The 23,970-nt window shown below is 60.5% G+C and carries 21 protein-coding genes; 6 read left to right on the top strand and 15 right to left on the bottom strand.

The features are described from left to right. Positions 1-4: 4 nt before the first annotated feature. The 3 genes from rpoD to rpsU all read right to left on the bottom strand — a co-directional run bounded on the left by rpoD (position 5) and on the right by rpsU (position 4,545). Entirely contained in the window at positions 5-1,855 is a 1,851-nt protein-coding gene (gene rpoD / locus V3W39_RS18850) for an RNA polymerase sigma factor RpoD (RefSeq protein WP_063026748.1), read from the bottom strand. 67 nt (positions 1,856-1,922) lie between these two features. Beyond that, positions 1,923-3,884: a DNA primase gene (gene dnaG, locus V3W39_RS18845; protein ID WP_003211012.1), complete on the bottom strand. Its 1,962-nt coding sequence runs from the start codon at positions 3,882-3,884 to the stop codon at positions 1,923-1,925. A 445-nt stretch (positions 3,885-4,329) separates the two neighbouring features. Beyond that, positions 4,330-4,545 carry a 30S ribosomal protein S21 gene (gene rpsU / locus V3W39_RS18840; RefSeq protein ID WP_002551877.1) on the bottom strand — a complete coding sequence of 72 codons (216 nt, stop codon included), beginning with the start codon at positions 4,543-4,545 and terminating at the stop codon, positions 4,330-4,332. 203 nt (positions 4,546-4,748) lie between these two features. Here rpsU and tsaD point away from each other — a divergent pair, with 203 nt between their 5' ends. Then, on the top strand, positions 4,749-5,774 hold the full coding sequence (gene tsaD / locus V3W39_RS18835) for a tRNA (adenosine(37)-N6)-threonylcarbamoyltransferase complex transferase subunit TsaD (RefSeq protein ID WP_010167287.1): 1,026 nt from the start codon (positions 4,749-4,751) through the stop codon (positions 5,772-5,774). Positions 5,775-5,807: 33 nt separating this feature from the next. On the opposite strand, the gene plsY is transcribed toward tsaD, so the two are convergent. Then, positions 5,808-6,377, bottom strand: a complete 570-nt coding sequence (gene plsY, locus V3W39_RS18830) for a glycerol-3-phosphate 1-O-acyltransferase PlsY (protein ID WP_177043244.1) — start codon at positions 6,375-6,377, stop codon at positions 5,808-5,810. 74 nt (positions 6,378-6,451) lie between these two features. Between plsY and folB the strand changes: the two genes are divergently transcribed. Next, positions 6,452-6,805: a dihydroneopterin aldolase gene (folB, locus tag V3W39_RS18825; protein WP_177131790.1), complete on the top strand. Its 354-nt coding sequence runs from the start codon at positions 6,452-6,454 to the stop codon at positions 6,803-6,805. Beyond that, positions 6,796-7,314, top strand: a complete 519-nt coding sequence (gene folK, locus V3W39_RS18820) for a 2-amino-4-hydroxy-6-hydroxymethyldihydropteridine diphosphokinase (RefSeq protein WP_259198058.1) — start codon at positions 6,796-6,798, stop codon at positions 7,312-7,314. The genes folB and folK overlap by 10 nt, the downstream gene beginning before the upstream one ends. Here folK and V3W39_RS18815 read toward each other — a convergent pair. From V3W39_RS18815 to V3W39_RS18765, 11 genes are all read right to left on the bottom strand, one after another. Beyond that, the gene (locus V3W39_RS18815; RefSeq protein ID WP_177043247.1) at positions 7,284-8,519 is read right to left on the bottom strand and encodes a multifunctional CCA addition/repair protein; all 1,236 of its coding nucleotides are present in this window, start codon (positions 8,517-8,519) and stop codon (positions 7,284-7,286) included. The genes folK and V3W39_RS18815 overlap by 31 nt on opposite strands. Positions 8,520-8,582: 63 nt before the next feature. Next, positions 8,583-10,145, bottom strand: coding sequence for a SpoVR family protein (locus V3W39_RS18810; protein WP_177043248.1), 1,563 nt, complete (start codon positions 10,143-10,145; stop codon positions 8,583-8,585). After that, positions 10,142-11,413, bottom strand: a complete 1,272-nt coding sequence (locus tag V3W39_RS18805; protein ID WP_003211000.1) for a YeaH/YhbH family protein — start codon at positions 11,411-11,413, stop codon at positions 10,142-10,144. Before V3W39_RS18805 ends, V3W39_RS18810 begins: the two co-directional genes overlap by 4 nt. Before the next feature lie 126 nt (positions 11,414-11,539). Continuing rightward, positions 11,540-13,462, bottom strand: a complete 1,923-nt coding sequence (locus V3W39_RS18800; RefSeq protein WP_003210999.1) for a PrkA family serine protein kinase — start codon at positions 13,460-13,462, stop codon at positions 11,540-11,542. A 285-nt stretch (positions 13,463-13,747) separates the two neighbouring features. Continuing rightward, the gene (gene glpE / locus V3W39_RS18795; RefSeq protein WP_088423358.1) at positions 13,748-14,077 is read right to left on the bottom strand and encodes a thiosulfate sulfurtransferase GlpE; all 330 of its coding nucleotides are present in this window, start codon (positions 14,075-14,077) and stop codon (positions 13,748-13,750) included. A gap of 33 nt (positions 14,078-14,110) precedes the next feature. Further along, the gene (locus V3W39_RS18790) at positions 14,111-14,962 is read right to left on the bottom strand and encodes a symmetrical bis(5'-nucleosyl)-tetraphosphatase (RefSeq protein ID WP_330213108.1); all 852 of its coding nucleotides are present in this window, start codon (positions 14,960-14,962) and stop codon (positions 14,111-14,113) included. After that, the gene (gene apaG, locus V3W39_RS18785) at positions 14,962-15,342 is read right to left on the bottom strand and encodes a Co2+/Mg2+ efflux protein ApaG (RefSeq protein WP_003210996.1); all 381 of its coding nucleotides are present in this window, start codon (positions 15,340-15,342) and stop codon (positions 14,962-14,964) included. Before apaG ends, V3W39_RS18790 begins: the two co-directional genes overlap by 1 nt. 107 nt (positions 15,343-15,449) lie before the next feature. Continuing rightward, entirely contained in the window at positions 15,450-16,262 is an 813-nt protein-coding gene (gene rsmA, locus V3W39_RS18780) for a 16S rRNA (adenine(1518)-N(6)/adenine(1519)-N(6))-dimethyltransferase RsmA (RefSeq protein WP_076017896.1), read from the bottom strand. Beyond that, a complete protein-coding gene (gene pdxA, locus V3W39_RS18775) occupies positions 16,259-17,248 on the bottom strand; it encodes a 4-hydroxythreonine-4-phosphate dehydrogenase PdxA (RefSeq protein WP_330213107.1) in 990 nt (329 codons plus the stop codon). The genes rsmA and pdxA overlap by 4 nt, the downstream gene beginning before the upstream one ends. Beyond that, the gene (locus tag V3W39_RS18770; RefSeq protein ID WP_371132015.1) at positions 17,245-18,582 is read right to left on the bottom strand and encodes a peptidylprolyl isomerase; all 1,338 of its coding nucleotides are present in this window, start codon (positions 18,580-18,582) and stop codon (positions 17,245-17,247) included. Before V3W39_RS18770 ends, pdxA begins: the two co-directional genes overlap by 4 nt. Then, positions 18,563-21,373, bottom strand: a complete 2,811-nt coding sequence (locus V3W39_RS18765) for an LPS-assembly protein LptD (protein WP_177043252.1) — start codon at positions 21,371-21,373, stop codon at positions 18,563-18,565. The genes V3W39_RS18770 and V3W39_RS18765 overlap by 20 nt, the downstream gene beginning before the upstream one ends. A gap of 130 nt (positions 21,374-21,503) precedes the next feature. On the opposite strand from V3W39_RS18765, the gene V3W39_RS18760 reads away from it, so the two are divergent. Genes V3W39_RS18760 through V3W39_RS18750 form a run of 3 tightly spaced genes read left to right on the top strand, consistent with a single transcriptional unit; the run spans position 21,504 to position 23,963 of the window. Then, positions 21,504-22,523 carry an aminoglycoside phosphotransferase family protein gene (locus tag V3W39_RS18760; protein ID WP_177112610.1) on the top strand — a complete coding sequence of 340 codons (1,020 nt, stop codon included), beginning with the start codon at positions 21,504-21,506 and terminating at the stop codon, positions 22,521-22,523. Continuing rightward, positions 22,520-23,194, top strand: coding sequence for an N-acetylmuramate alpha-1-phosphate uridylyltransferase MurU (murU, locus tag V3W39_RS18755; RefSeq protein WP_177079313.1), 675 nt, complete (start codon positions 22,520-22,522; stop codon positions 23,192-23,194). Before V3W39_RS18760 ends, murU begins: the two co-directional genes overlap by 4 nt. Position 23,195: 1 nt before the next feature. Beyond that, positions 23,196-23,963, top strand: coding sequence for a TerB family tellurite resistance protein (locus tag V3W39_RS18750; RefSeq protein WP_330213106.1), 768 nt, complete (start codon positions 23,196-23,198; stop codon positions 23,961-23,963). The last annotated feature ends 7 nt before the right edge of the window (positions 23,964-23,970 follow it).

The following is a 23,970-nucleotide window of genomic DNA, read 5'->3' as shown; positions in this document are numbered from 1 at the left end:
GTGATCACTCGTCGAGGAAGGAGCGCAAATGCTCGCTTCTCGTCGGGTGGCGCAGCTTGCGCAGCGCCTTGGCTTCGATCTGACGGATACGCTCACGGGTAACGTCGAACTGTTTACCGACTTCCTCAAGGGTATGGTCGGTATTCATGTCGATGCCGAAGCGCATGCGCAGTACCTTGGCTTCACGGGCAGTGAGGCCGGACAGTACGTCGCGAGTGGCTTCTTTAAGGCTCTCAACGGTAGCAACATCGATTGGCGACTGCATGGTCGAGTCTTCGATGAAGTCACCCAGATGGGAGTCTTCGTCATCACCGATCGGGGTTTCCATGGAGATCGGCTCTTTAGCGATCTTCAATACCTTGCGGATTTTATCCTCAGGCATTTCCATGCGTTCGCCCAGCTCTTCCGGGGTCGGTTCGCGACCCATTTCCTGCAACATCTGCCGGGAAATACGGTTGAGCTTGTTGATCGTCTCGATCATGTGCACCGGAATACGGATGGTGCGGGCCTGGTCGGCGATCGAGCGAGTGATCGCCTGACGGATCCACCAGGTGGCATAAGTCGAGAACTTGTAGCCGCGACGGTATTCGAACTTGTCCACAGCCTTCATCAAGCCGATGTTGCCTTCCTGGATCAGATCGAGGAACTGCAGGCCACGGTTGGTGTACTTCTTGGCGATGGAGATCACCAGACGCAAGTTCGCTTCAACCATCTCCTTCTTCGCACGGCGGGCCTTGGCCTCACCGATCGACATACGACGGTTGATGTCCTTGATCTCGGCAATCGTCAGACCGGTTTCGGTCTGCAATGCAGTCAGCTTCTGCTGGCAGCGAACGATGTCGGCCTGGAAGCGACCAATGGCTTCAGCGTATTTGCTTTTGCCTTTGGCCAGTGCGTCGGTCCAGCTTTCGTCGACTTCGTTGCCCGGGAACTGGCGCAGGAAGTCGGCACGCGGCATGCGCGCATCACGGACACAGAGCTGCATGATCGCACGCTCTTGTGCACGCAGACGCTCAAGGGCGCTACGAACCCGCTCAACCAGGCCTTCGAATTGCTTCGGTACCAGTTTGATCGGCATGAAGAGTTCAGCCAGGGCCAGCAGTTCAGCAGTTGCCTGCTTGCTGCCGCGACCGTGCTTCTTCAGGGCCTTGCGAGCCAGTTCCATCTGATCGGAGACCGCGCCAAAGCGCTGGGCTGCGATGATCGGATCCGGACCGCTTTCGACTTCTTCTTCGTCATCGGTGCTGGCTTCAGCTTCTTCATCGTCGGTGTCGTCGTCCGCTTTCGCAGCCTTGGCATCGATCGGTGGCGGAACTTCAGCCGCAGGTGGCGCAATGCCGTCGTCCGGGTCGATATAACCGCTCAGGACGTCGGACAGGCGGCCACCTTCGGTGGTGACGCGAGTGTACTCGGAGAGAATGTGGTCAACCGTGCCTGGGAAGTGCGCGATTGCGCCCATCACTTCACGGATGCCCTCTTCGATACGCTTGGCGATTTCGATTTCGCCTTCACGTGTCAGCAGCTCTACCGTACCCATTTCGCGCATATACATGCGCACAGGGTCAGTCGTGCGACCGATGTCGGTCTCGACCGCTGCCAACGCGGCGGCTGCTTCTTCAGCGGCTGCCTCGTCGGTATCGGCGTCGGCCAACATAAGGGCGTCCGCATCCGGAGCACTCTCGTGTACGGGGATCCCCATGTCATTAATCATGCGGATGATGTCTTCCACCTGCTCTGGATCTGAAATATCCTCAGGCAGGTGGTCGTTGACCTCTGCGTAAGTCAGATACTTCTGCTCACGACCTAGGGTGATCAACTCTTTGATACGAGACTGCTGTTGCGCTTTTCCGGACATAACACCCTATCCACTGAAGGTCTTGGCGGGCAAAAAACAAGCCGAGGATTATACCCGAGCTATGACCTCACACGCCAGCTGAGGTCGGGTTTGATGCGGAAACATTGCGACTTAAAAGGTCGCGCAGTTGATTTTTCTCCTCGGCGGTCAATTCACTCTGACGCGCTTTTCGAAGAAGTTGTTCCAGGTTTCGCTCGCGTTGACGAGCTACCAAGCTAGTAATGGTGTCGAAAAACTGTTGTTCAAGGTTATCGCCATCAATCAGCCATTCCTTTTCTGCCAATGCCTTCAGCAAGCGGCCCTGTTCGGTGCCGTGCCAGCGTGCAATCAGCTGGAATGAGTTTAGCTTAGGATTCTTCTGTACGGCTTCGAGCAGGGCCACCAACAGTTGTGTATTGGTGTGGTCTTCGGCCGCAAAGTGCCCCGCATCCTCGACTTTTTGTGCCAGTTGCGGGTGGTGCAATAACGTACGCAGGGCCGCCATGGTGGGCGGCTCTACTGCTGCTGGGACGCGTGGCCCGCGCGGTTCGTCACGGTCGCCGCCACGTTTGCCGTTTTTGTCCCAGGGTTTCTTGTCCCATTTCTTGCCGCCAGCGCCGGGTTTCTTCGGTGTCCACTCCTGCTGGGGCGTGTAGGCCTCCTGCGGTTGGTGGAAGTCGGAATAGTCCGGCATGGCGTCGTAATCCATGCCCGGGTCGTAGGCCGGCGGCGCCTCTTGCGGCGCGCTGCGCGCCAGCTGGCTGACGGCCTCGCCACTCAAGCCGGTAATTTCCAGCAGGCGCTGACGCATCAGGGTCCGCAGGTTGGCGCCCGGGACCTTGTCGATCAGCGGCGCTGCGAGGGTGACCATATGGGCCTTGCCTTCGAGGGAGCGCGGGTCGGACTCTTCGGTCAGTTGCTGGAAAAAGTAATCGGCCAGCGGTTGTGCATGTTGGTTGATGCGCGCGCGGAACGCGTCGGTGCCTTCGGAGCGGACCAGGGTGTCCGGGTCTTCGCCTTCGGGCAGGAACAGGAAGCGTGCGCGCCGCCCGTCCTGCAGGCTCGACAGGGTCGACTCAAGAGCGCGCCAGGCAGCGTTGCGGCCGGCCTGGTCGCCGTCGAAGCAGAATAATACGTTGGGCACCACGCGAAACAGGCGCTTCAAGTGCTCTTCGCTGGTGGCAGTACCCAGGGTGGCTACGGCGTTGCGCAAGCCTTGCTGGGCCAGGGCGATCACGTCCATATAGCCTTCAACCACGATGATTTCATCGAGGTTGCGGTTGTTCTTGCGCGCTTCGAACAGGCCGTACAGCTCCTGGCCTTTGTGAAACACCGGGGTTTCCGGTGAGTTCAGGTATTTGGGTTTGTCGTCCCCCAGCACTCGGCCGCCGAAGGCAATGATGCGGCCGCGACTGTCGCGGATCGGGAACATCACGCGGTCGCGGAAGCGGTCATAGCGCTTGCCGGTCTCGGCGTTTTCCACCAGCAGGCCGGCGTCGATCATGGCTTTTTGCTGCAGGGTGTCGCTGCTCAGGTGTTTGTACAGATTGTCCCAGCCGGGCGGGGCGAAACCTAGGCCGAAGTCGCGGGCGATTTCACCGGTCAGGCCGCGGCCCTTGAGGTAATCGACGGCGGCTTTGCGCTGCGGATGGCTTTTCAGTGCCTGGCGGTAAAAGTCGGCGGCGGCAGTGAGTAGCGGGTACAGCGGCGAATCGGTGGGTTGCCGCGGTTTGTGCGGGCGGCCACTTTCTTCGCGGGGGATTTCCATGCCGGCGGCTTTCGCCAGTTCCTCGACGGCCTGGGGGAAGTCCAGGTTGTCGTGGTCCATGATGAAGCCGAGGGCGTTGCCGCCAGCGCCGCAGCCAAAGCAGTAGTAGAACTGCTTGTCGGGGCTGACGCTGAACGACGGGGTCTTTTCCTTGTGGAACGGGCAGCAGGCGGTGTAGTTCTTGCCGGCCTTTTTCATCTGCAGGCGCGAGCTGACAACATCGACGATGTCGGTGCGGTTCAGAAGGTCGTCAATAAAGCTCTGGGGAATTAGCCCGGCCATGGCGTTCTCGTCATCACTGCGTGTAAAAGAGGGCCCGCAAAGTGTTCAAGGCGCGCGTATCGTGCGGCTCGATAATCTGTCGTCTGCTTGGTCTGTCAGGAAGTGTATCTGCCGAACATTCACTGACGTTAGTTCCGATCAGTGCCCGGCGTAGAAATGTTGCCCGGGAGTCCGGTCTTGGCCATGTGGGGGCCTCGGAAGCTCGTCTGTGGGCGCAGCCGACCTGTTGATCGCCTGTTGAAAAATAAGTGTGCTCGTCAGTAGCCTTGTTAGGCTCGTCAGAAGAGACGTGCACCGCTGGCAAAAGAGCCAGTCCTGACGTGTGAAGCGGTTCGTTTCAGTCGCGTGTGCGGCGTCAACGGTGAAGCATCAAGCGATATCCGCAAATGCCAACAGCCCGGCTGAGGGCCGGGCTTGGCAGAAGCTTGCTACGAACGTCTGTGTATTAGTACAGACGAACGGCGCGGCGCTGCTCGCGCTGAACTTTCTTGGCGTGACGCTTAACAGCGGCTGCTGCTTTACGCTTACGCTCAGAAGTTGGCTTCTCGTAAAATTCGCGGCTACGAACTTCAGCCAGAACACCGGCTTTTTCGCAGGAGCGCTTGAAACGACGCAGAGCTACGTCGAAGGGTTCGTTCTCTTTTACTTTGACGGCTGGCATCCAGAGCTACCTTCTTTCATTACCGGGAATCAACGTTCTCGTCGCAAAAAATTCGCGGCTGAGGTCGTCGGTTTTTAAGGGTTGCGGATGTTAACCCCTCATTGCCCGGAATGCAAAGCCTCTGATCGAAAACCGCTAGTCGGGAGGGGGAGCGGCGACTATTATGCGCGCCTTCGAATTCAGCCTCTACAAGGCGCAAACCCATGCTAGTTCTGGGATTAGAAACCTCGTGCGACGAAACCGGTGTCGCACTTTACGACAGTGAACGCGGGCTTTTGGCCGACGCACTGTTCAGTCAGATCGACCTGCATCGCGCCTATGGTGGCGTGGTGCCGGAGCTGGCCAGCCGTGATCATGTCAAACGCATGCTGCCTTTGATTCGCCAGGTTTTGGACGAGGCCGGCTGCGTGCCGACCGAGATCGACGCCATTGCCTACACCGCGGGCCCCGGATTGGTCGGAGCCCTGCTGGTTGGGGCCTCTTGCGCCCAGGCTCTGGCATTTGCATGGGGCATTCCGGCCCTTGGCGTGCACCACATGGAAGGCCATTTACTGGCGCCGATGCTGGAAGAAAACCCGCCACAGTTCCCGTTCGTCGCTTTGTTGGTTTCAGGTGGCCATACGCAGCTGGTTCAGGTCGACGGAATCGGTCAATACACGCTTCTGGGCGAAAGTCTGGACGACGCGGCCGGTGAAGCTTTTGACAAGACTGCGAAGATGATGGGCCTCAATTATCCAGGCGGCCCGGAAATCGCGCGGCTGGCGGAAAAAGGCATCCCAGGGCGCTACACCTTCCCGCGTCCGATGTGCGATCGCCCTGGCCTGATGTTCAGCTTCAGCGGCCTGAAAACCTCCGCCCTGAACACCTGGCAGCAGAGCGTCAGCGCCGGAGACGACAGTGAGCAAGCCCGTTGCGACATCTCGCTGGCGTTCCAGCAGGCCGTGGTGGAGACTTTGACCATCAAGTGCAAGCGGGCCCTGAAGCAGGCGGGTATGAAGCGCCTGGTGATCGCCGGCGGCGTCAGCGCCAACAAGGCATTGCGCAGCTCACTGGAGAAAATGCTCGGCGACATGAAGGGTGATGTGTTTTATGCCCGTCCTGAATTCTGCACCGATAATGGCGCGATGATCGCCTATGCCGGCTGCCAGCGTTTGCAGGCCGGTCAGCATGAGAGCCTGGCCATCAGCGTGCAGGCACGTTGGCCGATGGAGCAACTGCCGCCGCTGTAATCGGCGAACGTGAGCCAGGTTCAGCGAGCGTATTTAAAAATGCCGTTCGCGCCCGGCAAACAGGTCGCGTAAATTGCCCCGGTGGCGCCAGACGATCAGCAGCGTAAGCACGCTCATCGGCACCAGCGCCGCCGGTTCCTGCCAGGCCAGCAATGGCAGGGTCAGGGGTGTGGCGATCAGTGCGGCCAGTGAGCTGGTGCGGGTCAGGTAGAACGTCAGCAGCCAGGCCAGGAGGGCCAGCAGCGCCGCCGGTGGGTAGATCCCCAGCAGCATGCCGGCTGCCGTCGCGACGCCCTTGCCGCCGCGAAAGCGGAAGTACAGCGGGAACAGGTGGCCGAGCACGGCGCAGACGCCGATCCAGGCTTGCTGTTGCAGCGAAAGCCCGGCCAGGTCGGCGATCAGCACCGGCAGCAGGCCCTTGCAGACGTCGCCGAACAGCGTCAGTACGGCGAGTTTCTTGCCGGCCAGGCGCAACATATTGGTGGCGCCGGCATTGCCTGAGCCACTCATTCGCGGGTCGGGATTTCCCGTCAAGCGGCTGAGCAAAATGGCGAAGGACAGCGAGCCGAGCAGGTAGGCGAGAGTCGCCAGTAACCAAAACATGCTAACTATTCCGGGCGAGGACGCCCTGATTCTAACGGGGCATCGCGCCCTTGTCGTGCAGCGGAGAAGAGTGCTTGGACAGAGTGTTTATCGAAGGCCTGGAAGTCGACACCGTGATCGGGGCCTACGACTGGGAGCGCGGTATCCGGCAATGCCTGCGTCTGGACCTGAGCTTCGCCTGGGACAACCGCCCGGCCGCGGCCGGTGACGACCTGACCCTGGCTCTGGATTACGCCAGCGTGTCTGCCCGCATCCAGGCCTTTGCCGAGCAGGCACAATTCCAGCTGGTGGAAACCTTCGCCGAGCGCTTGGCCGAAGTATTGATGAGTGAATTCCAGATTCCCTGGCTGCACCTCAAGCTGACCAAGCCCGGCGCCGTTTCGGCGGCCAAGGGCGTGGGCGTGGAGATCGAGCGCGGATGTCGCTAACTCAGGTTTACCTTGGTCTTGGCAGCAATATCGAGCGCCAGACGCATTTGTGCGCCGGCCTCGATGCGCTCGCGGGTTTCCTGACGGATATGCACTGTTCGCCGGTGTTTGAAAGCCAGCCTGTGGGCATCAAGAGCGGGCCATTCTTCAATCTGGTGGTGTCGGCCTATACCGACCTGCCGTTGATGGAGCTGGACCGCCGACTGAAGTTCATCGAGGCCGACAATGGCCGCTACGCCCCGGATCGCAAGGGTTTGCCGCTGGACATCGACGTGCTGCTGTACGGCGAGCTGGTGGGTAACTTCGACGGGCTGGTCCTGCCCCGGGCCGAAATCCTGAAGAACGCGTTTGTGCTGTGGCCGCTGTCGTTGATGGCGCCGGAGCGTGTGCACCCCGAGGCGGGCAAGACATTTGCCGCGCTGTGGCGGGATGCACACATTGATCAGGTACTGGCGCCCGTTGCGTTCCAGTGGCGAGATCAGTCGCTGACGCCGGATTCGCTCTTATAGGCTTTCAACGCCTTGAGCCGTTCGCGTTTGAGCGCTTCACCCAATTCAGGGCCTTTGAAGCCTTGTTCCAGTAGCGGCGCGACGGCCACACCTCTGGCCGCCAGCGCTGCGCCGCGCAAATAATCCGCCTGTGGATAACTTCGCTGCTCAAGGCCCTTGCGGCCGCGGGCGTCCATCTCGCACGCCACCACAAACTCCTCGAAACGCTGCGGACGACGGTAAACGTCAAAGCTTTGCAGCAACTCCAGCAAGGTCGAGGGCCTCAGCTCCAGTGCGCGATGACCGTGGGTGTGGTATTCGCCCACCAGCAGCGCCAGTTCCTGGCAATCCCTTGGCACCTTGAAGCGCTCGTTCACCGCCTTGATCAGCTTCAAGCCGCGATGCTCATGGGCGATGTGCTGCGGTAACTTATCCACAGGCGTGAGGCCCTTGCCCAGGTCGTGCAGCAGGCAGGCCCAGCGCACGGTCAGCGGTTGGGCATGTAGGGCAGCCTGTTCCAGCACGCTCAGGGTGTGCACGCCGGTATCAATCTCGGGGTGGTGAGCTTCGGGCTGCGGTACGCCAAACAGGGCATCGATCTCCGGCATCAGGGTTTTCAGGGCGCCGCAATCGCGCAGTACCTGGATAAACACCTGTGGCTGATTTTCCATCAGGGCGCGGGAAATTTCCTTCCAGCTGCGCTCGGGTGTGAGGGCTTCCAGTTCGCCGGAGTTGCTGAGGTCGCGCATCAACTCGAGGGTTTCCGGTGCGACGGTGAAACCAAGGCTGGCGTAGCGTGCGGCGAAGCGTGCAACGCGCAGCACCCTGAGCGGATCTTCGGCAAACGCCGGTGAAACGTGACGCAGAACGCGCGCTTTCAGATCGCGCTGGCCGTGGTAAGGATCGGTCAGGTTGCCGTCATCATCTTCGGCCATGGCGTTGATGGTCAGGTCACGGCGGATCAGGTCTTCTTCCAGGGTGACTTCGGGGCTGGCGTGAAATACAAAGCCGCCATAACCCCGGCCGCTCTTGCGCTCTGTGCGGGCGAGGGCGTATTCGTCGCCGTTCTTTGGGTCGAGGAATACAGGAAAGTCCGAGCCCACAGGCTTGTAGCCCAGGGCGAGCATTTCCTCAGTGGTAGCGCCAACTACGACGCGATCAATATCGGTAACGGGGATGCCCAGCAGGCGATCTCGTACCGCGCCACCGACTTTGTAGATTTGCATGAAAAAGCCTCCATTAGCGGCACAGGATAACGCCTGCGGCCCGCCAATGGAGGCTTTGCGATTTCACAGATGCACGACGGCCAGGTCGAGGCGACCGTAGTCGTTGTCGCTGTGTTCGTTGCGGGGCGGAACATGGTGGGTTTTCATCACCTGGTCGCCCTGCAGCGTTTCCAGGTGGATATCGAACCCCCACAGCCGGTGCAGGTGCTTGAGAACCTCGTCAGTGGACTCTCCCAAGGGTTTACGGTCGTGCTGCTGGTGGCGCAGGGTCAGCGAGCGATCGCCGCGTACGTCGATGCTGTAGATCTGCACGTTGGGTTCGCGGTTGCCCAGGTTGTACTGCGCCGCCAGGGTTTCGCGGATGGTGCGGTAACCCGGTTCGTCATGGATCGCTGGCACCAACAGGTCGTCCTTGAGGTCGTCGTCCATGATGCTGAACAGCTTGAGGTCACGAATCACCTGGGGCGACAGGTACTGCAGGATGAAGCTCTCATCCTTGAAGCTGCTCATGGCGAACTTGATCGTCGACAGCCAATCGCTGCCGGCAATGTCCGGGAACCAGCGGCGGTCTTCTTCGGTAGGGTGCTCGCACATGCGTCGGATATCCCGGTACATGGCAAAGCCCAGGGCGTACGGGTTGATGCCGCTGTAGTAAGGACTGTCGAAGCCCGGCTGGAAGACCACGCTGGTGTGGGACGTCAGGAACTCCATCATGAAGCCATCTGTAACCAGGCCTTCGTCGTACAGGTCGTTCATCAGGGTGTAGTGCCAGAACGTGGCCCAGCCCTCGTTCATCACCTGGGTCTGGCGTTGCGGGTAGAAGTACTGGGCAATCTTGCGCACGATCCGCACGATTTCCCGCTGCCAGGGCTCCAGCAACGGCGCGTGTTTTTCGAGGAAGTACAGGATGTTTTCCTGAGGTTCGGCGGGGAAGCGCGCATTGTCCTTGTCGCTGTTCTTGCCAGCGCGTTTGGGAATTGTGCGCCACAGGTCGTTGATCTGCTTTTGCAGATGCTCTTCACGATCCTTCTGGCGCAGGCGTTCTTCTTCGGCGGAGATCGGATAAGGGCGTTTGTAGCGATCGACGCCGTAGTTCATCAGGGCGTGGCAGGAGTCCAGCAGGTCTTCCACCGCATCGATGCCGTGGCGCTCCTCGCACTGCATGATGTACTGCTTGGCGAAGACCAGGTAATCGATGATCGAGCTGGCATCGGTCCAGGTGCGGAACAGGTAGTTACCCTTGAAGAAGCTGTTATGCCCGTAGCACGCGTGGGCCACCACCAGCGCCTGCATGCAGATGGTGTTTTCTTCCATCAGGTAGGCGATGCACGGATCGGAGTTGATGACGATTTCGTAGGCCAGGCCCATCTGGCCGCGGGTGTAGGACTTTTCGGTGCTGAGGAAGTGTTTGCCGTAGGACCAGTGGTGATAGCCCAGGGGCATACCCACGGACGCATAGGCGTCCATCATCTGTTCGGCCGTGATCACTTCGATCTGGTTGGGGTAGGTGTCCAGGGCATAACCCGCCGCGATGCGGCTGATTTCCCGGTCATAGGCCTGGATCAGTTCGAAGGTCCATTCGGACCCCGTGGATATGGGTTGGCGCTTATGCTCTTTGGCGGTCATGTCACTAACCTGCGCTGGAAGAGTTCACGGAAGACCGGATAGATATCGCCGGCCGAGACCAATTGTTGCTGGGCGAAGGTGTCAGCGAAGGCTTCGCTGATGCGCTCGTACTCAAACCACAGCGCCTGGTGTTCGCGCGGGGTGATTTCGACGTAGGTGTAGTACTGCACGAAGGGCATGATCTGGTTGATCAGGATGTCGCGGCAGATGGGTGAGTCGTCGTTCCAGTTGTCGCCGTCGGAGGCCTGGGCGGCGTAGATATTCCACTCGTTCGCCGGATAGCGCTCCGCCATGATTTCCTGCATCAGCTTCAAGGCGCTGGAAACGATGGTGCCGCCGGTTTCCCGCGAGTAGAAGAATTCTTCTTCATCGACTTCCCGGGCGCTGGTGTGGTGGCGGATGAAGACCACGTCGATCTTGTCGTAGTTACGCTTGAGGAACAGGTACAGCAGGATGAAGAAGCGCTTGGCGATGTCCTTCGTCGCCTGGGTCATGGAGCCGGACACGTCCATCAGGCAGAACATCACCGCCTTGGAACTGGGATTGGGTTGCTTGACCAGCAGGTTGTACTTCAGGTCGAAGGTGTCGAGAAACGGTACGCGATGAATCCGCGCGCTGAGTTTGGCGATTTCGGCCTCGATTTCCTGAATATCGCCGAAGTTGTCCGGCTCTTCGCGTTTCAGGCGTTCCAGTTCGGCCTTGGCGTCCCGCAGTTTTGCCCGGCTGCTGCCAGACAATGCGATTCGCCGCGCATGGGCCGAACGCAGGGTGCGGATGATGTTGATCCGTGACGGGTTGCCCTCGTTGCTGATCCCGGCGCGCACGGTCTTGAAGGTGTCGGTACCGGTCAGGTTGCGTTTGACCAGATTGGGCAGCTCCAGGTCTTCGAACATGAACTCCAGGAACTCTTCCTGGGTGATCTGGAACACAAACTCGTCCATGCCTTCGCCGGAGTTGCCGGCCTTGCCCGGGCCTTTGCCGCCCGCGCCGCCTTGGGGGCGCTGGATGTGTTCGCCGCTGGTGAACTCCTTGTTGCCGGGGTGCACGACCGTCTGTTTGCCGCCCCGGCCGTGGTGCAGCACCGGTTCATCGATGTCACGGCCGGGAATGCTGATCTGTTCGCCATGCTCCATGTCGGTGATGGAACGGCGGCTGACGGCCTCTTCGACGGCCTTTTTGATGTGGTCACGGTAACGCCGCAGGAAACGCTGGCGGTTTACCGTGCTCTTGTTCTTGCCATTGAGACGTCGGTCGATCACATAGCTCATGTGGGAGCCCTCCGGGCAGCTTCAAGTTACAAGCTTCAAGCGGCAAGCTGGAAGCTTAAAGACAAGCGGTCGATTGCCAGGCTGTCCGGCGTACCGGGAGCCTGGCACTTCACGCTTGTCGCTGCCTTACTGCGATTTCCGGACCCGCAGGTACCACTCGGAGAGCAGCCGTACCTGTTTGTCGGTGTAGCCACGCTCGACCATTCGTGTGACGAAGTCGTTGTGTTTTTGCTGATCCTCCTTGCTGGCCTTGGCGTTGAAGCTGATGACCGGCAGCAGATCCTCGGTGTTGGAGAACATTTTCTTCTCGATGACCACCCGCAGCTTCTCGTAGCTGAGCCAGGTAGGGTTCTTGCCGTTGTTGTTGGCCCGGGCGCGCAGCACGAAGTTGACGATTTCGTTGCGGAAATCCTTCGGATTGCTGATGCCGGCGGGTTTTTCGATCTTTTCCAGTTCCTCGTTGAGGGCCACGCGGTTGAGGATTTCGCCGGTTTCCGGGTCGCGGTATTCCTGGTCCTGGATCCAGAAGTCTGCATACAGCACGTAGCGGTCGAAGATGTTCTGGCCGTATTCGCTGTAGGACTCCAGGTACGCCGTCTGGATTTCCTTGCCGATGAACTCGATGTAGCGCGGTGCCAGGTATTCCTTGAGGAATCGCAGGTAGCGCTCGCGGGTTTCGGCCTGGAATTGCTCCTGTTCAATCTGTTGTTCCAGCACGTAGAGCAGGTGCACCGGGTTGGCGGCGATTTCGTGGGGGTCGAAGTTGAAGACCTTGGACAGGATCTTGAACGCGAAACGTGTCGACAGGCCGTTCATACCCTCATCCACGCCCGCCGTGTCGCGGTATTCCTGGATCGACTTGGCTTTTGGATCGGTGTCCTTGAGGTTTTCGCCGTCGTACACACGCATCTTGGAGTAGATGTTGGAGTTTTCCGGCTCCTTGAGGCGCGACAGGACGGTGAACTGGGCCAGCATCTTCAGGGTGTCAGGCGCGCAGTGGGCCTTGGCCAGGGAGCTGTTGAACAGCAGTTTGTCGTAAATCTTGATTTCATCGCTGACCCGCAGGCAGTACGGCACCTTGACGATGTAGATCCGGTCGATGAAGGCTTCGTTGTTCTTGTTGTTGCGGAAGGTGTGCCACTCCGATTCGTTGGAGTGGGCCAGCAGGATCCCGGTAAACGGAATCGCCCCCAGGCCTTCGGTGCTGTTGTAGTTGCCTTCCTGGGTTGCCGTGAGCAGTGGGTGCAGCACCTTGATCGGTGCCTTGAACATCTCCACGAACTCCATCAGGCCCTGGTTGGCCCGGCACAGCGCGCCCGAGTAGCTGTAGGCGTCGGCGTCGTTCTGCGGGAATTCTTCGAGTTTGCGGATATCGACCTTGCCCACCAGTGCCGAGATGTCCTGGTTGTTCTCGTCACCCGGTTCGGTCTTGGCCACGGCAATCTGGTTGAGGATCGACGGATACAGCTTCACCACCCGGAACTGGCTGATGTCGCCGCCGAACTCGGCCAGGCGCTTGGTCGCCCAGGGCGACATGATGGTGTTGAGGTAGCGCCGTGGAATGCCGAAGTCTTCTTCGAGGATCGCGCCATCTTCCGTGGCGTTGAACAGCCCCAGGGGCGACTCGAACACCGGCGAGCCCTTGATGGCGTAGAACGGCACCTTCTCGATCAGCTGTTTGAGCTTCTCGGCCAGGGACGACTTGCCGCCGCCGACGGGACCGAGCAGGTAGAGGATTTGCTTCTTCTCTTCCAGGCCTTGGGCGGCATGGCGGAAGTACGAGACGATCTGGTCGATGCATTCTTCCATGCCGTGGAAGTCTTCAAAGGCCGGGTAGCGGCGGATCACCTTGTTCGAGAAAATCCGCGACAGTCGCGAATTGGCTGCGGTGTCTACCAGCTCCGGCTCGCCGATCGCCAGTAGCAGGCGTTCAGCGGCAGACGCGTAGGCGCTGCGGTCCTTTTTGCACAGTTCGAGATACTCCTGAAGCGAGAGCTCTTCCTGGCGGGTGGACTCGAAGCGTTGTTGGAAGTGGCTAAAAATACTCATGACGTCGTCACCTCGCTCGATACGTGGAGCCGACGCCGGATCAATCAGTCGATGCTGGCAGTCATTGGTGGACACCAATGGCCGTTTTCCCCCCAGAACACCCTGAAACGCTACCGATGACCCGCACGCCGGTGTACCGGCTCTCCCCTGTTTTGGATGGCCTGCGCTTAAGGATAGTTCGGAATCAGGGAGGTCAAGGCGCGATACGAAATTAGTTTGGCCGCGCCGTTCGTCAGAAACGGCGCGAGGCCAAGCGTCACGCGGGATAGAGGGGTTTGAAAAAAATTATTGCGCGTCGCCTGCGGCAATTTCTGCAGGATAGGTCGTACGCCACAGCTCAAAGCCGCCGTCCAGGCTATAGACGTCGGAGAAGCCCTGGCTCACCAGATAGGCCGCCGCGCTTTGGCTGGAGTTGCCGTGGTAGCACGCCACGATCACCGGCGCGTCGAGGTCGGCGGCGCGGATGAAGTCAGCGATGTTGTGGTTGTCCAGATGCTGGGCGCCACTGATGTGGCCGGCGATGTAGGTCGGCTGGTCGCGAATGTCGACAACCACTGCGCCTTGTTCGCGCAGGGCCTGGGCTTGTTCTGGAGGAATACGTTTGAATTCAGTCATGGCGGGCTCCTTTGGCCTGTATGAAAGCGCGGCTCAGCGCTTTGCCGCGGCCTGCAGTTGTTCGGGAATGGGGGCTTCGCACTGGCAGCTCATACGCTCGCCGGTGTCGATGTTCATCAGGGTCATGGCGCCGCCCCACACGCAGCCGGTGTCGAGGGCGAACACGCCGGGTTCATCACATTTGCCTTCCAGGGCTGCCCAGTGGCCGAAGATGATCTTCGTGTCCCGGGTCTTGCGCTCCTTGTGGGCGAACCAGGGCTTGTAGCCGGGCAGGGCGGTTTCGGCGCCTTCCTTGCTCTTGAGGTCCAGCTTGCCTTCGGCGGTGCAGAAGCGCATGCGGGTGAAGTAGTTGGTGATCACCCGCAGGCGGGCGACCCCAGTGAGTTCGTTGTCCCACTTCACGGGATCGTTGCCGTACATGCCATCCAGATAAGCCGTGTAGAGGTTGTCATCGGCCAGGGCGGCTTCTACTTCACTCGCGCACTTGAGCGCCTTCTTCAGCGTCCACTGGGGTGGAATGCCGGCATGCACCAGCGCGACGTCGCGGCTTTCATCGTAGTGCATGATTTTTTGCCGGCGCAGCCAGTCAAGTAACTCGGTACGGTCGGGCGCCTCGAGGATTTCCCGTAGGGTGTCGCCCTTTTTCAGGCGCTCGATGTTATTGCCGGCTGCCAGCAGGTGCAGGTCATGGTTGCCCAGCACACACACCAGGGAATCGCGCATGCGATAAAGGAAGCGCAGGGTTTCCAGGGATTGCGGGCCACGGTTGACCAGGTCGCCTACCAGCCACAGGCGATCCTTGGCCGGGTCGAAGGCAACGCGCTCGAGCAGGCACTTGAGCGGTTCCAGGCAGCCTTGCAGGTCGCCGACGGCGTACGTCGTCATCAGTGCAGGGCTCCGGGCACCGCCAGGCGGAACGGGGCGATGATGGCGTCGAAGTGTTTACCATCGTCGGCGAGCATCTGGTAGCTGCCTTGCATGTTGCCCACGCGAGAGGTCATGACCGTGCCGCTGCTGTAGGTGTGGCTCTTGCCGGGGGCGATCAGCGGCTGTTGGCCAACCACGCCGGCGCCGCGCACTTCCTCGACCTGGCCGTCACCGTCGGTGATGACCCAGTGGCGCGACAGAAGCTTGGCGGGCAGTTCACCGTTGTTTTGCACGGTAATGGTGTAGGCGAACGCAAAACGGTTCTGCTCGGGTTGCGATTGTTCCGCCAGAAAGCGGGTGACGACGCTGACGTCGATCTGATAGCGAGGATCGGACATGCAAGAGGCCTTAAAAGCAAAAGCGGGGGAACAGCGGATGCCGGTCAGTCTAGGCCAACTGATGGGCACTAGGCCAGACATGCTGTCTGGCCGTGCCCGACTCTGCTTTATTCAGCCGCTGGCGCTGGCTGAATGGCGAGCTGATCAGCCAGGCGCACGAAGGCAGCCAGGTCCAGTTGCTCGGGGCGCAGGCTGCCGTCGACGCCGGCGGCTTCGATTTCGGCGTTGCTGAGCAAGGCCTTGAGCGTATTGCGCAGGGTCTTGCGGCGTTGGTTGAACGCTTCGCGCACCACGCGCTCCAGCAATTTGTGATCTTTGGCCGGGTGTGGCAACACTGCGTGAGGCACCAGGCGCACGATGGCGGAGTCGACCTTCGGCGGTGGGTTGAACGCGCCCGGGCCGACGTTGAACAGGTGCTCTACGCGGCAGTGGTACTGAACCATGATCGACAGGCGGCCCCAGTCACCGCCGCCAGGACCGGCGGCCAAACGCTCGACCACTTCCTTTTGCAGCATGAAGTGCATGTCGCGGATGATGCCGGCGTTGTTCAGCAGGTGAAAAATCAGCGGGGTGGAGATGTTGTACGGCAGGTTGCCGACCACACGCAGGCTGTTGGGCGCGGCGTTGAGGCTGGTGAAGTCGAACTTCAGCGCGTCGCCCTGGTGCAGGTTGAAGTTGGGCATGCCGGCGAACTGCTGGTTGAGGATCGGGATCAGGTCCTTGTCCAACTCAACCACGTCCAGTTGGCCGCCGCTCTTCAACAGGCCCTGGGTCAGGGCACCCTGGCCCGGGCCGATTTCCAGCAGGCGGTCTTCGGGCTTGGCATGGATGGAGCGCAGGATGCGATCAATCACGCCAGCATCGTGCAGGAAGTTTTGCCCGAAGCGCTTGCGCGCCCGGTGTTGGTAATGCTCGGTCATATACGGGTCTCGGCCATCTGATAGGCGGTTTCCAGGGCCACGTGCAGGCTGCCGGTATCGATCTTGCCACTGCCGGCGAGGTCCAGGGCGGTGCCATGGTCGACGGAAGTGCGGATGATCGGCAGGCCCAGTGTCACGTTGACTGCGGCGCCGAAGCCTTTGTACTTCAGCACGGGTAGCCCCTGGTCATGGTACATCGCCAGCACTGCATCGCAGTGCTCCAGATATTTGGGGGTAAACAGAGTGTCGGCAGGCAATGGGCCGCGCAGGTCCATGCCCTCAAGGCGCAGACGCTCCAGGGTTGGTTCAATGATGTCGATTTCTTCATGGCCCAGGTGGCCACCTTCACCGGCGTGGGGGTTTAGCCCGCAGACCAGGATGCGTGGTTGGGCGATGCCGAATTTTTGTTGCAGGTCGGCGTACAGGATGCGCGTGACGCGCTCCAGGCGCTCGGGGGTGATGGCGTCGGCAATCTCCCGCAGGGGCAGGTGAGTGGTCACCAGCGCCACCCGCAGGTCGCCCGTTGCCAGCATCATCACCACTTGTTCGGTGTGGGTCAGCTCAGCCAGGAATTCGGTATGGCCGGAAAAGGCGATGCCCGATTCGTTGATCACGCCCTTGTGCACGGGGGCGGTGATCATCCCGGCGAAATCCCCGTCGATGCAGCCTTGGCCGGCCCGGGTCAGGGTTTCCAGAACAAAGGCAGCATTGGCCTTGTCCAGTTGCCCGGCGACGACCTTGGCTGGCAGCGGGGTATCCCACACGTACAGGCTGTTGGCCGGCGCCGGCAGTTCAGGCCAGTTGCCCGGGCCTACCGGCAGCAGATCGACAACCACACCCAGCTGCGCGGCCCGCTCAATGAGCAGGTCGCGGCTGGTAATGGCAATCAGGGGGTGTGGCTGGGGTTGCGAGGCGAGCAGCAGGCACAGGTCAGGACCAATGCCGGCCGGCTCGCCGGGTGTCAACGCGAAACGCTTGGGTTTCACTGAGGTGCCTGGTCGGTGCCTGTTTGGTCGGCGCCTGGCAGCTTGTTCTCTACGTAGGCTTCGTCACGGATCTGACGCAACCAGGTTTGCAGCTCTTCGTCGTATTTGCGGTTACGCAGTACGGTGAGGGCTTGTTGCTCGCGGGCCTGGGCAGTGTTGTCAGTGGCACGGCGGCCAAGGACTTCCAGCACGTGCCAGCCGTATTGGGTCTTGAATGGCTTGGACAGTACGCCTTGCGGGGTCTTGGCCATCACGTCCTGGAACTCTGGAACCAGTGCTTTCGGATCGATCCAGTTCAGATCGCCGCCGTTAAGCGCCGAGCCCGGGTCTTCGGAATAGCTCTTGGCCAGTTCGCCGAAGTCTTCGCCCGCTTCGATGCGGTCATAGAGCTTCTGGGCCAGTTCCTTGGTCTGTGCTTCGGTACGGATCTCGCTTGGCTTGACCAGAATGTGACGAACGTGAACTTCGTCCTTCATCTGGGCTTCTTCGCCGCCGCGCTTGCCGAGCAACTTGAGGATGATGAAGCCGCCAGGGGTACGGGCAGGCTGGGTGATGCCGCCCACTTCCATGGCGCTCAGCTCGCGGTCGAACGGTGGTGGCAGTTGCGCGGCTTTACGCCAGCCCATGTCACCGCCTTCGAGGGCGTTGTCGCTGCCGGACTGGGCAATGGCCATCTGGGCAAAGTCAGCGCCTTGCTTGAGACGGTCATAGATAGCCTGGGTTTTCGCCGCCGCAGCATTCAGCTGTTCAGCGTTGGCGCTGTCTGGCGTAGGGATCAGGATGTTGGCCAGGTGCAGTTCTTCGGAAAGCTGCATCTTGCCAAGGTCGGAGGCCAGGAAGTTCTTCACTTCCTGCTCGGACACCTGAACCCGCTCGGCCACGCGGCGCTGACGCACACGGCTGATGATCATTTCGCGGCGGATCTGGTCACGGGCGTCCTCATAGGACAGGCCGTCGTGAGCCAGAGCGGCGCGGAACTGATCAACACTCATGTTGTTGCGCTGGGCGATGGTGCCGACAGCCTGGTTCAATTCTTCGTCGCTGATCCGGATACCGGAGCGATCGCCGATCTGCAGTTGCAGGTTTTCAACGATCAGGCGCTCGAGCACCTGCTGGTCCAGCACGCTGGTCGGCGGCACGCCGCCGCCACGTTTGGCGATGGTTTGCTGAACTTCCTTGACCCGTTGGTCCAGTTGGCTCTGCATGATCACGTCGTTATCGACGATGGCCACTACCTTGTCCAGCGGTTGGACCGCCGCGTGAGCAGCGGCAGTACCCAGGAACAGCGCGCCCAGCATCAGCGGGCGCAGACAATCAGAAAGCTTGGTCTTCACGTTCACGATAACCTTCAATGCCTTTGTCGAGGAAGCTCTCTACCTTGGCGCCGGTCAGGCCGCCGAGTCCTTTAAGGACGATCTGGAAGAAGAGCCCGTGGTCACCCTTTTCGTTCAGCGGGGCGATCTGGCTGTATTCGTCGTTGGAAACCCAGTAACGGTTGATGACGCGCAGTTTCCAGCAGCAGTTGTCGTACTCGAAACCACCGAAGGCTTCCAGGGTGCGGTTGCGGGCATAGTCATACTGCCAGCGGGTGATCAGGTTCCACTGGGGAACGATCGGCCACATCATCGAGAAGTCGTGTTGCTGGATTTTGTAGTAATCCTTCACGAAGTTCGGTTGACCTTCGGTGCCGTAGTCGCCACCGAACTGCCATTTGCCGGTCAACTGGTTGTACACGACCTGGTCGTTGCGATAGCGGTAGCCGACGTTGATAACCTTGTTCGGGTTGTCTTCCGGCTGGTAGTGGAACATTGCGCTGCCGGAGCGTGGGCTATGGGTGGTGGTGTCCCAGTTGTAGTCGGCGGTGGCGCGCCAATCGCGGTTGAAGCGGAACGAGTAGTCCAGGGCGATTGGGGAGACATTTTCGTGCGCGTCGTCGCGGGTCGCTGCGTCGATGCCTGGCAATTGAACTTCGCGGTCCTTGAAGTACACAGCCTGGCCGATGCTGACACGTTGACGTTCAAAGCCGTTGTCTTGAATCCAGCGGCTTGTCAGGCCAAAGGACAGCTTGTTTTCGTCGCCGATGCGGTCGCCGCCCACGAAGCGGTTATCGCGGAATAGCGAGGCGTAGTTGAACGTGGTTTCGCCAGAGTCGAATACCGGAATGTCTTCCTGGTTCTTATATGGAACGTAGAGGTAGAACATGCGCGGTTCGAGGGTTTGACGATAGTTGTCACCGAACAGCTGGGTGTTGCGGTCGAAATACAGGCCGGTGTCCAAGCTGGCAATGGGTATCGCACGGTCCTGCGAGCTTTTGAATGTGCCGCCCACATAAGGGTTGGCTGCAGTTGCCGCGGCTTGCGCTGCGACAATCTGGTCCTTACCCGTGCTATCCAGATCAAGATCGTATTTGGTGTAAACGTACTTCAACTTCGGCGTAACAAAACCGTAGGTCCAGTTCATCGGGTATTCGACGGCTGGCGCAGCAGTCAGGCGGTCACCGTTTGCACGGGTCAGACCTGTTACGTAAGTGTCCAGGCGAGGCGACACCAGGCCGTTTTCATCGGTAAAGGTGCCTTTCTCAAGATCCCGATCAAAGCGTACGGCCTCGGTCTCGTAAGTGAAGTTCAACCCACCCGGATGGTACGGCAGCGCACCATTGAATGTGATCTGCGGCAGCCGGTCGTACGGAGTGATCTGGGAGATCGTCGCCAACTGGTAAGCCTGCAGGTTCAGCCGCGCCTGGTAGGTATCGCCACGATAGGTCACGGAACCCTGCTGGTTCACGTAGTCCTGGCTCTTGATCCCTTCCTGATAGGACTTCAAGTCCTGGAAGTAATAAGGATCGCTGATATTGGTGTAGTCGACCTGGGTCAGTACACGCGTATCCAGCCCACCCTTGTGCTGCCAGTTGAGCATGTAGCGGGTTTTTTCGTAATCGGTCTGGCCTTTACGCTCGCTGCTGTCGTCGTTCAGGTACGCGCCGCCGAACTGTCCTTCGCTGGACTTGGTGAGGTAGCGGAATTCGCCTTCCATCAACAGGCCGCGCTTGGTCATGTATTGCGGATACAACGTGGCATCGTAGTTCGGCGCCAGGTTGAAGTAGTACGGCGTAACCAGCGTAAAGCCCGTCTCGCCACCGGTGCTGAAGCTCGGCGGCAGGAAGCCGGATTGACGACGGTTGTCGATCGGGAAATAGATGTACGGGGTGTAAAGGATCGGAATGTCCTTCACGCGCAACGTCACGTTGGTCGCGGTACCGAAACCGGTGGCCGGGTTGAGCGTGATGTTGTTGCCCTTGAGCTGCCAGGCGTTGCTGTTCGGCTCACAGGTGGTGTACGTACCGTCCTTGAGACGGATGATCGCGTTCTCGGCACGCTTGGCGTACAGCGCGTTGCCGCGGATGCGCGATTTGTGCATCACGTATTCGGCGTTGTCGACCTTGGCCGCGCCGGTGTCCAACTGGACTTCAGCGTGGTCGCCCACCAGCAGGGCGCCGTTGTCGCGCAGACGGACGTTGCCGTTCAGCTCACCACGGTTCTCGGCCTGGTACAGGTTGGCCTCGTCGGCCTCGACCTGCATGCTGCCCTGGCGCATGACGACGTCACCGGCCAGGGAGGCGATCTGTTGATCCTGCTCGTAACGAGAGGCCTTGGCACCGATGAAGGTCGGCGCGTCGCTCTTGTTCGTCTTGTCGTTCATGCCAGGACGAATCGGCTCGATGTACGCGCCGGAGCAATACGGGCCGGTCTCGGCCAGTTGCGCAGCGGTGAGCTTCTCGCGTGGGACCCAGTCCAGATGGCTGTAGTCGGCGCTGCGCGAACGCAGGCCCCGGCCCTTGGCTTCGGTGACCAGCGTGGTCTGTGGCACGGCCTCGGCAGTACCGCCGGACTCGCCTTGCGGCGTGCCATTGGCGGAGGTGACGGCACTGCCGTCATGCACCGGGCGCGGTGGCAGCGGGGCTGCGGCCGTCTTCGGCGCGCAATCCCAGGCACCCGAAGCAGAGACTGAGCAGTCATACTGTTCCGCGGCGACCACGAATGAGGTGGCGAAAGGTTGCATGGCCAGCAGACTGCCGGTTACCAGCAACGGAAATTTTCTACGAAACGCGGGGGATTTCAATGCCATCTTATTAGTCCGGGCTTCCTGCGTGCCATCTGCCCGCGGTGTGGGCCGCACGCCTCTCGATGGTCTGAAAAAGATGCGTGATAATAAAGCATGACCCGCTTGACGGCTAGCGCCGTCGGAGACCCTTGTAATGCCCGACCAAGATCTACGTTTGCAACAGCTGCAAGTCTGGCTTGATGAGCAATTGCCTCGCCTTTTTACCGCCCAGGGCTGGGGCGTCGTACCCCCGGCCACGTTGACTGCGGCCAGCAGTGACGCGAGTTTCAGGCGTTACTTCCGTTGGGAGGGAGGAGGTCGCAGTTTCGTCGTAATGGACGCTCCACCCCCCCAGGAAAACTGCAAACCTTTCGTCGATATCGCTCATTTGCTCGAACAATCGGGAATAAATGTTCCGAAAATTTATGCGCAAGATCTGCTTCGCGGCTTTCTTTTGCTGAACGACCTGGGGAAAAAAACCTATCTGGACGTAATTGACGAGCAAAATGCCGATCAATTGTTCGCCGATGCCATCGACGCATTGCTGGCTTTTCAGCAATTGCCGATGGAAGCGCCGTTGCCCAGCTATGACGTCGCTCTGTTACGTCGCGAGCTGGAATTGTTTCCGCAATGGTACGTGAGCCGGGAGCTGGGCATCGAGTTCGACGCCCGGCAACTTGCCCTGTGGCAGCGCGTCAGCGAGCACCTGATCGACAGCGCCCTGGCCCAGCCCAAGGTGTTGGTGCACCGCGACTACATGCCGCGCAACCTGATGATCAGCGAGCCGAACCCCGGCGTGCTGGATTTCCAGGATGCGGTCTACGGCCCGGTGACCTACGACATCACCTGCCTGTTCAAGGATGCGTTCCTCAGTTGGCCCAAGGCCCGCGTGAGGGAATGGCAGCGCGGTTACTGGCAGCGTGCCGGCGCGTTGGGTATCCCGGTGCAGGCGGACTTCGAAGAGTTCCTGCGGGCCAGCGATCTGATGGGCGTGCAGCGCCATCTCAAGGTGATCGGCATTTTCGCGCGCATCTGCCATCGCGATGGCAAGCCACGCTACCTGGCCGACGTGCCGCGCTTCTTTGCTTATATAGAGGCGGTGCTCGCAGACCGGCCAGAGTTGAGCGAACTGGGTGAGTTGCTGGCAAGCCTGCGTATCGAGGCGGCCGTATGAAAGCCATGATCCTGGCCGCCGGCAAAGGTGAGCGGATGCGTCCGCTGACCCTGCACACACCCAAGCCGCTGATCCAGGCCGGCGGCAAGCGCCTGATCGAATATCACCTTGAGGCGCTGGCGAAAGCCGGCTTCACCGATATCGTCATCAACCATGCCTGGCTCGGCCAGCAGATCGAAGGCTACCTGGGCGACGGCTCCCAGTATGGCGTCCGCATCCAGTACTCGGCCGAAGGCGAGCCGCTGGAAACCGGCGGCGGGATTTTCAAGGCGTTGCCGCTGCTGGGGGACGAACCGTTCCTGGTGGTCAATGGCGATATCTGGACCGACTACGACTTCGCCAGCCTTGATCGGCCGTTGAACGGCCTGGCCCACCTGGTGATGGTGGACAATCCGGCGCATCACCCGTCCGGCGGTGACTTCTACATAAAGGACGGCGCGCTTCATGATGCCGCCCCCGATGCCGATAACCTGACCTTCAGTGGCATTTCCGTGCTCGACCCGAAGTTGTTCGCGGGTTGCAGTGCGGGTGCCTTCAAGCTGGCGCCGCTGTTGCGTGACGCCATGGCCAAAGGGTTGGTGACGGGGGAGCACATGAGCGGACGCTGGATCGATGTCGGGACGCTGGAGCGCCTGGCGCAAGTCGAAACCCTGCTGACAGCGGGGCACTAGGATGTTGTGGCCAGGGACTCTGATCGGAGCCGGGGCGGGCTTTGCCATTGCCAGCATTCCGGGGGCCATGTTGGGCGCGCTGCTGGGCCAGGCGTTGGACCGGCGCCTGGAGCTGCAAAGCTGGGCGCAACTGCGCGAGCGTCTTGGCGGTCGGGCGGCGTTGCGTAATGACGAACTGCTGTTCGTGTTGCTTGGCCGCCTGGCCAAGAGCAACGGCCGGGTGGTGGACGGGCATATCCAGCAGGCGCGCCAGGAAATGCGCTCGCTGGACATGGCCGGGCCGGCCCAGCGCCGTGCGATTGCCGCGTTCAATCGCGGCAAGTCCGGCTCGGACCGGGTGCGCAGTTATTTGGGCGTGCTCAAGGCTCAGCCCCATGCGGCGGAAGGTGTGCTGCGTGCCTGTTGGCGCATGGCCTGGGCGGACGGCAAAGCCAGTACGGCCGAGCGCGAGTTGATTGAACAATGGGGCAAGTGGCTGGGCTGGACTGTGCAGCAGATCCAGGCGCTGGCGGCTGACTACGAGCCTGAGCGCAAGCCGCTGGCCAATCGTGGCGGGGCGTATCAGGAGGCGCTGCGAATTCTGGGGGTGACGTCAACGACGGAGCCGTCAGTGATCAAGCGTGCCTACCGCCGCCTGCTCAGCCGGCACCACCCGGACAAGATTGCCGGCAGTGGTGCCAGCCCGGCCCAAGTGCGCGAGGCGACTGAAAGAACCCGCGAGCTGCATAACGCCTATGCGTTGATTCGCGAGCGGCGGGACTTTCGCTAACTGTGGG

Origin of the sequence: Pseudomonas sp. Z18(2022), from assembly GCF_036346535.1 — a bacterium.
In the GTDB taxonomy this organism is placed as follows: Bacteria; Pseudomonadota; Gammaproteobacteria; order Pseudomonadales; family Pseudomonadaceae; genus Aquipseudomonas; species Aquipseudomonas yamanorum_A.
The sequence above is the reverse complement of the archived record's forward strand: the minus strand, read 5'-3'. Positions and strand labels throughout refer to the sequence as shown.